Origin of the sequence: Arthrobacter sp. MYb23 (assembly GCF_002979775.1) — a bacterium.
Lineage (GTDB): Bacteria > Actinomycetota > Actinomycetes > Actinomycetales > Micrococcaceae > Arthrobacter.
Genome location: NZ_PCPR01000034.1, coordinates 25,065 through 38,981 on the forward strand (window position 1 = coordinate 25,065; position 13,917 = coordinate 38,981).

At 63.2% G+C, this 13,917-nt stretch carries 10 protein-coding genes; 9 read left to right on the plus strand and 1 reads right to left on the minus strand.

Annotation, left to right across the window (positions count from 1 at the left end; genetic code table 11):
* Positions 1–6 precede the first annotated feature (6 nt).
* The 9 genes from CQ020_RS22420 (at position 7) to CQ020_RS22460 (ending at position 12,946) form a co-directional block, all read left to right on the plus strand.
* Positions 7–2,499 carry an FAD-dependent oxidoreductase gene (locus CQ020_RS22420; protein WP_105694065.1) on the plus strand — a complete coding sequence of 831 codons (2,493 nt, stop codon included), beginning with the start codon at positions 7–9 and terminating at the stop codon, positions 2,497–2,499.
* A gap of 124 nt (positions 2,500–2,623) precedes the next feature.
* Positions 2,624–3,250, plus strand: a complete 627-nt coding sequence (locus CQ020_RS22425; protein WP_105694066.1) for a cyclodeaminase/cyclohydrolase family protein — start codon at positions 2,624–2,626, stop codon at positions 3,248–3,250.
* The gene (locus CQ020_RS22430) at positions 3,247–4,149 is read left to right on the plus strand and encodes a bifunctional 5,10-methylenetetrahydrofolate dehydrogenase/5,10-methenyltetrahydrofolate cyclohydrolase (protein WP_105694067.1); all 903 of its coding nucleotides are present in this window, start codon (positions 3,247–3,249) and stop codon (positions 4,147–4,149) included. Before CQ020_RS22425 ends, CQ020_RS22430 begins: the two co-directional genes overlap by 4 nt.
* Before the next feature lie 10 nt (positions 4,150–4,159).
* Entirely contained in the window at positions 4,160–6,478 is a 2,319-nt protein-coding gene (locus CQ020_RS22435) for an FdhF/YdeP family oxidoreductase (protein WP_105694068.1), read from the plus strand.
* A 163-nt stretch (positions 6,479–6,641) separates the two neighbouring features.
* Positions 6,642–7,859: a formaldehyde dehydrogenase, glutathione-independent gene (gene fdhA, locus CQ020_RS22440; protein WP_024819294.1), complete on the plus strand. Its 1,218-nt coding sequence runs from the start codon at positions 6,642–6,644 to the stop codon at positions 7,857–7,859.
* Between the two features lie 129 nt (positions 7,860–7,988).
* The gene (locus CQ020_RS22445; RefSeq protein ID WP_105694069.1) at positions 7,989–9,287 is read left to right on the plus strand and encodes a molybdopterin molybdotransferase MoeA; all 1,299 of its coding nucleotides are present in this window, start codon (positions 7,989–7,991) and stop codon (positions 9,285–9,287) included.
* Positions 9,288–9,389: 102 nt separating this feature from the next.
* Entirely contained in the window at positions 9,390–10,214 is an 825-nt protein-coding gene (locus CQ020_RS22450) for an IclR family transcriptional regulator (RefSeq protein WP_105694070.1), read from the plus strand.
* 460 nt (positions 10,215–10,674) lie between these two features.
* Complete coding sequence (locus CQ020_RS22455) at positions 10,675–12,705, plus strand: BCCT family transporter (protein ID WP_258142164.1); 2,031 nt, start codon at positions 10,675–10,677, stop codon at positions 12,703–12,705.
* 46 nt (positions 12,706–12,751) lie between these two features.
* On the plus strand, positions 12,752–12,946 hold the full coding sequence (locus CQ020_RS22460) for a hypothetical protein (RefSeq protein ID WP_105694072.1): 195 nt from the start codon (positions 12,752–12,754) through the stop codon (positions 12,944–12,946).
* Between the two features lie 100 nt (positions 12,947–13,046).
* Here the strand turns inward: CQ020_RS22460 and CQ020_RS22465 are convergent, their stop codons facing one another.
* A complete protein-coding gene (locus CQ020_RS22465) occupies positions 13,047–13,733 on the minus strand; it encodes a fasciclin domain-containing protein (protein ID WP_105694073.1) in 687 nt (228 codons plus the stop codon).
* Positions 13,734–13,917 lie beyond the last annotated feature (184 nt).

Consider the following 13,917-nt stretch of genomic DNA (forward strand, 5'->3'; position numbering starts at 1 on the left):
ACCCCCATGGCATCCACGCCTCGCATTGTCATCATCGGAGCTGGGATTGTTGGCACCAACCTCGCCGACGAACTGGTCACCCGCGGTTGGAACAACATCACCGTCCTGGACCAAGGACCCCTGAATATGCCCGGTGGCTCCACGTCCCACGCACCGGGCCTGGTGTTCCAGACCAACCCCTCCAAGTCCATGGCGCTCTTCGCCAAGTACACGGTGGAAAAGCTCCTGTCCCTCACCGAGGATGGACAGAGCTGCTTCAACCAGGTGGGCGGACTGGAAGTTGCCACCACGGAGACCCGCCTGGCGGACCTGAAGCGCAAGCTCGGCTACGCACAGTCGTGGGGCATCGACGGCAAGATCCTCTCCCGCGAGGAATGCAAGGAGCTCTACCCGCTGATCAATGAGCAAGACATCCTCGGTGGCCTCCACGTCCCCACCGATGGCCTGGCTCTTGCGGCCCGCGCCGTGCAGTTGCTGATCAAGCGCACCGAAGCCGCCGGCGTCAAGTACATCGGCAACACCGAGGTGACCGGAATCGAGCAGTCAAACTCCCGCGTGACCGGCGTCGAGACTGCCGACGGCGTGATCCCCGCGGACATCGTGGTTTCCTGTGCCGGCTTCTGGGGCGCCAAGGTGGGCGAGCTGATCGGGATGTCCGTCCCGCTCCTCCCGTTGGCACACCAATACGTAAAGACCACGCCGGTTCCCGCCCAGAAGGGCAAGAACGAGCTGCCCAACGGCGCCCAGCTGCCCATCCTGCGCCACCAGGACCAGGACCTCTACTACCGCGAGCACGGCGAGCGTTACGGCATTGGCTCCTACGCTCACCGCCCCATGCCCGTGGACCTCGATGAATTGGGCAGCTACGAGCCCAGCAGCATCACCGAACACAACATGCCCTCGCGCCTGGACTTCACCTTGGAAGACTTCCTCCCCGCGTGGGAAGCAACCAAGCAGATCCTCCCCGCCCTCCGCGAAAGCGAAATTGAGGATGGCTTCAACGGCATCTTCTCCTTCACCCCGGACGGCGGCTCCCTGGTGGGCGAATCCAAGGAAGTGGACGGCTTCTTCGTGGCTGAAGCCGTGTGGGTCACCCACTCCGCCGGCATTGCCCGCGCCGTGGCCGAACTGCTCGTGGACGGAAAGTCGCAGATTGATCTGGGAGACTGCGACATCCACCGCTTCGAAGAGGTCCAGCTGACCCCCGAATACGTCAGCGAAACCTCCCAGCAGAACTTCGTGGAAATCTACGACGTCATGCACCCGCTCCAGCCCAAGCTTTCCCCGCGCAACCTCCGCGTCAGCCCCTTCCATGCCCGCCACAAGCAGCTGGGCGGCTACTTCCTGGAAGGCGCCGGCTGGGAGCGCCCCTACTGGTTCGAAGCCAACGCTGAACTCCTCAAGGAAATGCCGGATGACTGGCAGCCGCCGGCCCGTGACGCCTGGTCCGGAATGTTCAGCTCCCCCATCGCCGCAGCTGAGGCCTGGAAGACCCGTACGGCTGTTGCAATGTACGACATGACGCCGCTGAAGCGCCTCGAGGTCTCCGGCCCGGGAGCCTTGAAGTTGCTGCAGGAACTGACCACCGGTGACATGTCCAAGAAGCCCGGCGCAGTCACGTACACCCTGCTCCTGGACGAGGCCGGTGGCATCCGAAGCGACATCACCGTGGCACGCCTCAGCGAGGACACCTTCCAGCTGGGCGCCAACGGCAACATTGACACCGCCTACTTTGAGCGCGCAGCCCGGCAGCAAACCGTCAACGGCGACGCCGGCGACTGGGTCCAGGTCCGTGACACCACCGGCGGCACCTGCTGCATCGGCCTGTGGGGCCCGCTGGCCCGCGACCTCATCAGCACGGTCAGCAGCGATGACTTCAGCAATGACGGCCTGAAGTACTTCCGTTCCAAGAAGGTCACCATCGGAGGCGTCACCGTCACCGCGATGCGCCTGTCCTACGTGGGCGAACTCGGCTGGGAGCTCTACACCAGCGCTGACAATGGGCAGCGCCTCTGGGACTCCCTGTGGAAGGCCGGCCAGCCGTTCGGCGTCATCGCCGCAGGCCGTGCTGCGTTCAGCTCGCTGCGACTCGAAAAGGGCTACCGTTCCTGGGGCACGGACATGACCACCGAGCACGATCCTTACGAGGCCGGCGTCGGGTTTGCCGTGAAAATGACCAAGGAGAACTTCGTCGGTAAGGCCGCTTTGGAAGGCCGCACCGAAGAAGGCTCGGCCCGCCGCCTGCGCTGCTTGACGGTGGACGACGGCAGGAGCCTGGTACTGGGCAAGGAACCGGTGTTCTACAAGGACCAGGCGGTGGGTTACGTCACCAGCGCCGCCTACGGCTACTCGGTCCGTAAGCCGATCGCCTACGCTTACCTGCCCTCCGCTGTCTCCCTGGGGGACTCCGTGGAAATCGAGTACTTCGGACGCCGCATCCAGGCCACCGTGACCGAGGATCCGCTGTACGACCCCACCATGAGCCGGCTCCGGGGCTAACACCCCGCGCAGGCATGCGGCCCGGGCCCTCCCCCCTCGCAGTGACAGGGTCCGGGCCGCTGCCATACCTCTTCAGTCAGCTTTCTTCAGCCAGCCCTTCTTCTTCAGTCAGCCAGGAAGACCCATGATCAGTTCAGAAACCATCAGTGATTACCTCTCCAGGCTTGCTTCACGTCAGCCCACCCCCGGTGGAGGCGCGGCCGCAGCCCTGCATGCCGCCCAGGGTGCTGCCTTGGTGGCCATGGTGGCCAGATACACCACCGGCTCAAAGTATGAGGAACATGCCGCACTGGTCACCCGGATCACCAGCGCCGCCGATCACCTGATCGTTGAGTCCTTGCGTCTCGCGGACGCCGATGAGCACGCTTTCCAGTCCGTGATCGACTCCTACAAGCTCCCGTCGGACACCGACGAACTCAAGGCCATAAAAACAGCAGCCATCCAGGACGCCCTGGTCCAGGCAGCCCATACTCCCGCGCAGCTCATCAAGGTTGCCGGCGAAGTGGTGGACCTCGCCACCGAACTTTTTGAGGTGGCCAACCCCAATGTCATCAGCGACGTCGCTGCTGCCGCCGACGCAGCCCGTGCTGCGGCCACCACCGCCCGGGTCAACATCGACATCAATGTAGTCGCCATCAAGCACGGCGAAGCCCGTTCCCGCCTGGCGGAACAGACGGACGGGATTGAGGACAAAGTGGTTCTCGCCGCCGATGCCCTGGTGAAGCGCGTCCGCGAAAGGATCCTGTCATGAGCACCGAAGTCCGCAGTAACACCGCCGTTCTTTCCGGCAAGCCGCTCGCTGCCCTCATCCAGCAGCGCGCCCAGGAGGAGTCCACCCTCCTGGATGACGAGGGCCTCCGGCCGGTCCTGGCTGTTGTTGTTGCAACGGACGATCAATCCACGCACTGGTATGTCCGATCCATTGAGCGTGCCGCCGGGCGTGCAGGCATCGGCTGCAGGATCATCGATCTTGGCCACGACGCCACCGAACAGGTTCTGGCCAGTGTCCTGGCGGATCTCAGCGCGGAACCAACTGTTCACGGCATCATCCTCCAGACACCCCTGCCGGCGGCCGTCCGCGCTGACCGGCTGGTTGGCCTCATCGCTCCGGAAAAGGACATCGACGGCGCCAACCCCCTCAGCCTCGGCCGCTTGGCAGTGGGGCAGCCCGCCTTCGCCCCCGCTACCGCCCGGGCCGTGGTGGAGTTGCTGGATCATTTCCAGATCCCGGTGGCGGGACGGAACGTGGCCGTCGTCGGGCGTTCCGCTGTGGTGGGCAAGCCGCTGTCCCTGCTCCTCCTCGCGAGGGACGCGACCGTCACTATCTGCCACTCCAAATCCGGACCGCTGGAACGCTACACCCGGCAGGCCGACGTCGTGGTTGTTGCCGCCGGGCGGACCGGGCTGCTGAAAGGCGGCCACATCTCGCCGGAGGCGGTAGTGATCGACGTCGGCACGAACGTCCTGCCCGACGGCTCCCTGGTGGGTGACGTTGACGAGGCCAGCGTCGCCAGCGTTGCAGCCGGGTTGAGTCCTGTCCCGGGCGGCGTAGGATCAGTGACCACTGCGCTCCTGCTGCTGCACACCGTGGAAGCCGCGCGGCAGCAATCCCGAACCACGTTGCTCACAGCTTCCACTTCCCGGATCTGAAGGGGTTCCCATGCATTCCAAAGCTCCACGCGAGAACATTGACGAGTCAAAGCTGACCGTTACCAAACCCAAGACCAAGGCCGTAGGCATCCCCGCCGTTGCCAACGCCCTGAAAATTTCGCTGGAACAGATGGGACCGCTGCGAAGCGTTCAGACCCTTTTGGCTGTTAATCAGCTGGACGGTTTCGACTGCATGGGATGCGCCTGGCCCGAGCATGAAAAGCGCAATGCGGCCGAGTTCTGCGAGAACGGCGCCAAGGCAGTGGCCGAGGAAGCCACTCGTCGCCGCGTCACCCCGGAGTTCTTTGCCCAACACTCCATTGCTGAGCTCAAGACCCGAGACGATTTCTGGCTGGGCCAGCAAGGCCGGATCACCCACCCGATGTTCCTCGACGAAGGCGCTTCCCACTACAGGGCCATTGACTGGGATGAGGCCTACGACCTCATGGCAGAGGAACTGCGGGGTCTGGAACACCCCGATCAAGCTGTTTTCTACACCTCCGGCCGGACCTCCAATGAAGCAGCGTTCGTGTACCAGCTCTTGGTTCGCGGCCTGGGTACCAACAATCTCCCGGACTGTTCCAACATGTGCCACGAGTCCTCCGGCTCGGCGCTGGTGGAAACCATTGGCATCGGCAAAGGATCTGTCAGCCTGACTGATCTGGAGACGGCATCGCTGATCTTCGTGGCCGGCCAGAATCCCGGCACCAACCACCCGCGCATGCTCAGTGCCTTGGAAAACGCGAAGAAGAACGGCGCGATCATCGTGTCCGTGAACCCTCTCCCCGAAGCCGGGCTCCTGCACTTCGAGAACCCGCAGCATGTGGCCGGCATGATTCAAGGCACCCAGCTGACGGATGACTTCCTGCAGATCCGGGCCGGTGGGGATCAGGCACTCTTCCAAGGACTGGGCAAGTACCTGCTGGAAGCCGAAGCTGCCGGGCGGAACACCCCGGGCCTATCAACCGTCTTGGACCACCAGTTCATCAACAACCACACCGTGGGCCTTGACGACTACCTGCGTTTCCTGGAAAAGGTGGAGTGGGACGACATTGTGGAGGCGACGGGCCTCACCTTGGAACAGATTCATGCCACAGGTGAGCGGATGCTCGCGTCCAGCGCCACCATTGTCTGCTGGGCCATGGGACTCACCCAACACAAGCATTCCGTGCCCACCCTCCGCGATGTAGTCAACGTCCTGCTGCTCCAGGGCAACATCGGCAAGCCCGGCGCCGGCGTTTGCCCGGTGCGCGGCCACTCCAACGTCCAGGGCGACCGCACCATGGGCATCTTTGAAAAGATGCCGGAGACGTTCCACGACCGTCTGGACCAGGAATTCGAGTTCCGCTCTCCCCGTGAGCACGGCTATGACACCGTGGCAGCCATCCGCGCCATGCGGGACGGGAAAGTCCGCTTCTTCATGGGCATGGGCGGCAACTTTGTCCGGGCGGCCCCTGATTCCGACGTCACAGAACTGGCCTTGGCCAACACCCGGTTGAGCGTCCAGATCTCCACGAAACTGAACCACTCGCACCTGTCCACAGGGCGCCGGGCGCTGATCCTGCCCACCCTCGGACGCACCGAGAAAGACACCCAGCGCACCGGCGATCAGCGGGTCACCGTGGAAGACTCCATGAGCGCCGTCCACGCATCACGGGGACGCCTCAAACCCGCCAGCGACCACCTCCACTCGGAAGTGGCAATCGTCTGCAACCTTGCGGACAGGCTGTTCAAGGATGGCCACCAACGCCTGCCCAACACGCCGCAGGCTGGCTGGCTCGCCATGAGGGACGACTACACGCTGATCCGGAAGCACATTGAGGCCGTGTTCGATGGATTTGAGGACTTCGAAGCACGCATCCAGCACCCGGGCGGCTTCGTGCTGCCCCACCCGCCGCGCGACGCCAGGAAGTTCGACACCGCCTCCGGGAAAGCACACTTCACGGGCAACGAGCTGGAGTTCATCAAGATCCCGCCCGGCCGCTTGGTCCTGCAGACCCTGCGCTCCCACGACCAGTACAACACCACCATCTATGGCAAGGACGACCGCTACCGCGGCATCCATGGTGGCCGGCGCGTGGTGCTCATCAACGCTGACGACATCACCGAGCTGGGATTTTCCGACGGCGACATGGTCCATCTGATTTCCGAATTCCAAGGGACAGACAGGCGGGCCGAGAACTTCCGCATCGTCTCGTATTCGACGCCCAAGGGTTGCGCCGCCGCGTACTACCCCGAAACCAACGTCCTGGTGCCCTTGGATTCCGTGGCCGATACCAGTGGAACTCCCACCTCGAAGTCGGTGATCATCCGGCTGGAGAAAGCCTAGATCCAGAACAAGATTTCCATCCGTCCAGTTTTTCCACCCCGTCCGGTGGGCCGTGAAAGGTGCTTCGGTGCCTGAAACCTGGGGAGGTATTTCCTCATCGAAGCACCGTTTTCGGTCCATTGGGCAGCATTTTTCAGTAACAGCCAAAGAATAGGGAGTGACCATGTCAGGAAACAGAGCAGTCGCCTACAAGGAACCCGGTGTCGTTGAGATCATTGACACTGACTACCCAACGTTTGAGCTCAAAGACGGACCAGGCGTCAACCCTGCCAACGTCGGCCGGAAGGTGCCGCACGGCGCAATCCTCCGGACGGTGACCACCAACATCTGCGGTTCGGACCAGCACATGGTCCGCGGCCGCACCACGGCTCCCAAGGACCTGGTCCTCGGCCACGAAATCACCGGCGAAGTAGTGGAGGTGGGACCCGACGTCGAGTTCATCAAAGTAGGTGACATCGTCTCGGTCCCCTTCAACATCTCCTGCGGCCGCTGCCGGAACTGTAAGGAACAGAAGACCGGCATTTGCCTCAACGTCAACCCTGACCGCCCCGGCAGCGCCTACGGCTACGTTGACATGGGCGGCTGGGTAGGCGGACAGGCCGAGTTCGTGCTGGTTCCCTACGCCGACTGGAACCTGCTGCGTTTCCCGGACCGCGATCAGGCACTGGAAAAGATCATGGACTTGACCATGCTCTCGGACATCTTCCCCACCGGCTTCCACGGCGCCGTCACCGCCGGCGTGGGCGTCGGATCCACGGTTTACGTCGCAGGTGCCGGGCCCGTGGGCCTTGCTGCCGCCGTGGGCGCGCAACTGCTGGGCGCCGCCGTCGTGATTGTGGGCGACATGAACGAGGACCGGCTGGCGCAGGCGCGATCCTTCGGCTGCGAAACCGTCAACGTGTCCAACGGCGATCCCAAGGAACAGATCGCACAGATCCTTGGCGTTCCGGAAGTGGATTGCGGCGTGGACGCTGTTGGCTTCGAAGCCCGCGGTCACGGCAAGGATGCCTCCCACGAAGCTCCTGCCACCGTGCTGAACTCCCTCATGGACATCACTGCCGCCGGCGGATCCCTGGGCATCCCGGGTCTCTACGTCACCGGCGATCCGGGCGGAATCGACGAGGCAGCCAAGCACGGCTCCCTCTCGCTGTCCCTTGGTACCGGCTGGGCCAAGTCCCTGTCCTTCACCACCGGGCAGTGCCCCGTCATGAAGTACAACCGTCAGCTGATGATGGCCATCCTCCATGACAAGGTACAGATCGCCAAGGCCGTCAACGCCAAGGCCATCCCCCTCGAGGATGCTCCACGTGGCTACGCCGAATTCGACGCCGGATCGGCAACAAAGTTCGTCCTGAACCCCAACGGCTACGTGAAGGGCTAAGACAGCTCGGACCTACTACCAGTCCGGTTCAGTACGCATCAACTGATACCGGGGACTGCGCGGCAAGATTTACGGGAAGGCCGTGCAGTCCCCGGTATCTGCGTCACATCTCCCAGGAAGCGGGCCTCAATGCTTGCACAAGCAATCTTCACCGACTCTGACGCGGGGTCCGCGGTGCGCAAGTCCACTGTGCGCAAGGAACGGCCGCACGCACCCACCTGGGCCGAAGCGCGGCAGCTGGCCTATCAGTGTGCCAGGCCGCTCCCGTCCTTGGTGGTTGCCCTCAGCGACGCAATCGGCGGCACCCTGACCAGCCCCGTCACCGCGCAGCAGGATCTCCCCCACTATGCGTCATCTGCCATGGACGGCTGGGCTGTCAACGGCGACGGCGACGGTCCGTGGTTGATGACGACGGCGGGACGTCCGCTCGCCGCGGGCGAAGCGAGCCTTATTGCCACCGGTGGGCTCGTTCCCACCGGAGCCACGGCAGTACTGCGCAAGGAAAGCGGCTGCGTCTCCGAGGACGGGCACCTTTCACTCAGGCACGATTCGAAGCCAGGTGAGACTCTCCCCGGCCGCCACATTCGCCCGGCCGGAGAAGAAGCCACAGCCGGCGATGTCCTCATACCCGCCGGCATAGTTCTCAACCCGGCCCACATTGCCTTGGCCGCTGTAGCAGGCCACGATCACGTTCGGGTACAGCGCAAGCCGAGGGTCGCCGTCGTACTGACCGGTTCGGAAGTGGTGACCTCAGGTGAGCCTGCACCGGGGCAGGTCCGCGACGCGTTCGGCCCGCAACTGGATACCGTCATTTCGCAACTGGGCGGGGAGCCCGTTGGTCAGCAAAGGATTGGCGACTCTTACCAAGAGTGGATGGCAGCGCTGGGCAGTACCACCACGTCCGGAGCCGCGCGTCCGGACGTGATCGTGACCACCGGAGGAACGGGTAAATCCGGCACTGACCACTTCCGCGATGCCGTTGCGGCGCTGGGCGGCAGGCTCCTGCTGGACGGGGTTGCCATGCGTCCGGGCCATCCGGCAGTGCTGGCGGAACTTCCTGATGGCCGTTTCGTCATCGGGCTTCCAGGAAATCCGCTGGCCGCCATGATGGCGCTCATGACACTCGGGGAACCCCTGCTGGCTGCCTTGGGAAACGGGCCTCTCCGCGCTGCCCGCCTCATGACCTCCGGGGCCGACGTCGATCCCGACCCAGGCCGGACACGGCTCATGCCCTGCACCCTGGTCCACGAGCTCGCGTTCCCCGCCTCCCGCACGGGTCCGGGCATGATGCGCGGGCTTGCGTGGGCGGACGGGTACATGGCCGTTCCCCCTGAAGGTGTGGCTGCCGGTGCCACTGTTCCCGTCCTGCCGCTGCCATGGACCACGGCCAACAGTTCCGAAGTCCGGATGCGAGCCCCCATGGTGTGAAAGGTCCCTGCAAAACTCCGTCTAGGATGAGGCAAGACGAGGGTGCGGGCCGGCAGGGTAATCAACCCATGGCGGCCTGCCTGGACAACGACACGGGGCATCATGGCCGAAGGCAACCACGCGGACAGTGACACGGGCGCAGACACTGACAAGGGCGCAGACGCCCAAGCTGGTGGCGTCCAATCTGTGGACCGTGCTCTCCAGATCCTGGAAATCCTGGCCCGCGAAGGCGATGCCGGAGTGAGTGAAATCGCCGAAGAAATGGGCATCCACAAATCCACCGTGTCCAGGCTGGTGGGCTCCTTGGTCAACCGCGACATCGTCCGGCAAAACAGTGAGCGCGGCAAGTACCAGCTGGGCTTTGGGATCCTCCGCCTCGCATCGTCCATTCCGGGCAGGCTAAGCGTGGTCCATGAGGCGCGCCAGGTTTTGGAGGGGCTGGCTGCCGAGTACAAGGAGACGGTCAACCTTGCCGTCCTGCGGTCCAACTATGCCGTCAACGTGGACCAGGCGATGGGACCCTCAACGCTGGCCACTTACGACTGGGTGGGTAGTTTGACTCCGCTTCATGCCACCTCCAGCGGCAAGGTCCTTCTCGCCGCCCTGACCGCGGATGAACGAACCCAGGTCTTCAAGGCAGTGGGTTTGCCCGCACGCACGCCACGAACCGTGACAAACCGCGGGGAGCTGGAGAAGCAGCTGCTGGACGTGGCCCGGAACGGGTACGCCACAGTCCACGAAGAGTTTGAGATCGGCCTGACGGCTATTGCCGTGCCCATCTTCAACCACGCGGGCAGCGTCATTGCCGCCGTCAGCATTTCCGGCCCGGCGTTCCGCTTCTCACCCGAGGAACAGCCAGGGCTCATCGAGGGTCTCCGGGAGGCCGGACTGACCATCAGTTCGCGCATGGGCTACAGGCAGCGCTAGCGCTACCGCGTCAGCCATACCTTTACACCCTCCAGAATGACGCTGGCCGGAGGGCCAGTCACTGCACTCCGACGCCGATTTTAGACGCGCTATTCGCAACCCCGCCCATGATACGCAACATCATGCTTCCAGCCAATTGATATATCAATCTGCTGTTAAAGAGCGCGAATCCCTTGACTTTGGGTGTGACGGAGCGCACTCTGTTGCTTAGCGCGGATGTTGTTGATTCCTGCGGAACACGCCTTCAGAGCACGGACCGACGATTCAACCCACCCCGTCCCACGAACCAGAAGAGGTGCAATATTCCTATCGCCTGCCCGCTCCGTGACCGCGCACCCGGGGAGGCGCCACGGCCCGCCATGACCATCGGATCGGAGGAAGACCCAACCTTCCCACCCGTCCATTCACCAAGGCCTCGTAGAAATTCAGGCTCATGACACGCCGAGCAAAGGACCCGCTCATGGCTACAAACAGTGACACAAAACCGCTGACACCCGAAGAATTACCTGCCGACGATCACGTGGCAGGCATCCCGGGTGCAGCCAGCCCAACCAAACCCGCCCGCGCGGAGAACCCTGAAGCAGTTATCAGTGTCTCCCCCGACGAAACCAACCTGGCAGCCCTCAGCGCTGAGGGTGGAGGCGCAGAGCCTATTTCTGATTCTGTGGAACACGAACAGATCATGGAAGAGCTGCGCCACGCCAAGACCGAGCAGGCCGTTTCGGCCCGCCGGAACCGCAAACTTACCCTCGACAAAGTCACCTTCGGGATCACGGGCGCCATCGCCGTCGCCTTCGTGGTCTGGGGCTTTGTGGGACGCGACAGCCTCTCCGATACATCCAAAGGTGCCCTGAACTGGGTCATGGAGTACACAGGCTGGCTCTTCATGGTCCTCGCCTCATTGTTCGTCGTTTTTGTCCTGTGGCTTGCCCTCGGCAAGTTCGGCAACATCCCGCTGGGCAAGGACGGCGAGAAGCCAGAGTTCCGGACTGTCTCCTGGGTGGCCATGATGTTCGCCGCCGGCATGGGCATCGGCCTCATGTTTTACGGTGTGGCCGAACCCCTGTACCACTACATCTCGCCGCCGCCGGGAACAGTGGACGGCCGCACACCTGCTGCCATCCAGACTGCCATGGCCACCTCCATCTTCCACTGGACCCTGCATCCCTGGGCCATGTACGCAGTGGTGGGCATCGCCATGGCCTACGGCACCTACCGCCTGGGCCGCAAGCAACTGGTTTCCGCGGCGTTCACCTCGGTCTTTGGCATCCGCATGGTGGAAGGGCCCATCGGCAAGTTCATCAACATCCTGGCCATCTTCGCCACGCTGTTCGGAACTGCTGCCTCGCTGGGCCTCGGTGCCCTCCAGATCGGCAGCGGCATGACGTCCAACGGCTGGCTCGGTGAGATCGGAACTCCCGTCCTGGTGGTCATCGTCGCGATCCTGACCTTCTGCTTCGTGGCGTCAGCTGTTTCCGGCATCAGCCGCGGCATCCAGTGGCTGTCCAACATCAACATGGTGTTGGCGGTTGTCCTGGCCCTCATCGTGTTCGTGGCCGGACCCACCCTGTTCATCCTCAACCTGATCCCCTCGGCCGTGGGTGACTACGCCCGGGATTTGGCTGAAATGTCCTCACGCACGGAAGCCGTGGGAGACGACTCCCTGCGCAGCTGGATGACCAGCTGGACCATCTTCTACTGGGCCTGGTGGATCTCCTGGACGCCCTTCGTGGGAATGTTCATTGCCCGCATCAGCCGTGGCCGCACCATCCGCCAGTTCGTCACCGGCGTGCTGCTGGTACCCAGCGTCGTCAGCGTGATCTGGTTCGGCATCTTCGGTGGCGCAGCATTCCACGTTCAGCAAGAGGCGGACAAAGCCGGAACTCCCGGACTGGTGACCATGGTGGACGGCGCACCCTCCATCAACTTCGATGGCGCCCTCTTCGACTTGATAAAGAACCTGGGCATGCCCGGCTGGCTGACCGCAGCCGTCATTGTGCTTGCCATGGTCCTGGTGGCGATCTTCTTCGTCACCGGTGCCGACGCAGCTTCCATCGTGATGGGATCCCTCAGCTCCAATGGTGCTGAGCATCCGCGCCGGGGAGTGGTGATCTTCTGGGGAAGCCTCACCGGCGCAGTGGCAGCGGTCATGCTGCTTGCCGGCGGCGATAAACCATCGGAAGCGTTGTCCGGCCTGCAAAGAGTGACCATTGTGGCTGCCCTGCCCTTTGTGGTCGTGATGCTGTTGCTCTGTTTCGCCTTGGTCAAGGACCTCCGCCGCGATCCCCTGCAATTGCACAAACGCCTGGCCACCTCAGTGGTGGAACGGGCCATCCGGACGGGCGTTGAGCAACACGGTGGCGTTCAGTTCGACCTCGTTACCAGGCATGATTGCGCTGAAAAGTGCACGGATTCCGATTGCGCCGGAGCAACACCCACGGGAACCATCCCTCTGGTGGGCAAACCCCAGCTGGAATCCGACGACAAATAGCCCCGCTTCCGGCCAACCACCCATTCACACATCAGGAAGGTCCACTATGCCCAACTCGTCTGCCCAAGGCACCCTCCGCCTCAATACCCAGAGCAGCCGCAATACTCAAGCCAGCGAGGATGTGACCTTCACTTTGGACTCATCCAAGCCCATGACAGTCCGGATTGAGGTTGACCACTGCCCCTGCGGGTCCGAACACAACCGTGCCGGATCCTACGTGGACAGTGACTTCGGCCGCTAACCGTAAACACCCGCAACACACAACAAAGCAGGCGCCGGATCCCGGCGCCTGCTTTGTTGTTGCTACTGCTTTGTTGTTGCTACTGCCAAAGCCCCAGGGCTTATTTGGGCATCAGCACTGAGTCGATCAGGTAGACCGTGGCGTTGGCGGTCTGGACACCACCGCAGATCACGTTGGAAGCTCCGTCAACCGTGAGGGCATCCTTGGTGCCACCTACAGTCACTTCGCCACCCTGAACAGTCTTGTGGGTGCCGATGATCTGGTCCGGGGTCAGCTGGCCGGGGACTACGTGGTAGGTGAGGATCTTGCTCAGCAGGGCGTCGTCCGTCTTGAGCGTTTCGATGGTTGCGGGGTCGATCTTTGCGAAAGCATCGTCAACCGGTGCGAACACCGTGAACTCGCTGCCGTTCAGGGTGGAAACCAGGTCAACCTTGGGGTTGAGCTTTCCCGAAACAGCGGCGGTCAGGGTCTTGAGCAGCGGGTTGTTCGATGCTGCTACGGCTACCGGATCCAGGGCCATGCCGGCTACCGAACCGGCACCGTCCGGAACCTGTGCAGCGTAACCGGCGCAGCCGGGGCCTACGAGGTTAGCGGCCGGATCCATGGCTGCGCTGCTCATGGCGGATGAGGACGGCGACGGTGCCATCGACGACGGTGCCGCCTTGGAGGTCTCCGGGGCGGCAGAGGTGGCAGCCGGCGTGCTGGTACCACCACAGGCCGTAAGTCCGAGAAGGGCGGCTGCAGTGAGGCCAACGAAGGCGAGGGCGGGGCGCTTTGTGGACAACATGTCATTCTCCTTGTTTTTGGAACCAGGGCGTTGGGTCCATTGGGTGGCGGGACACGGGCTGCGGATGTTGCTTTTGCTTCACCTGCGGTTTGTGTCTCACCACCTATTCGGAGGGTGGGGCGGGGTGGATGGGTCCGGATTGAAAAAGTTTTTTAAACCTCCGAGGCCCACCCCACCGTGGCCC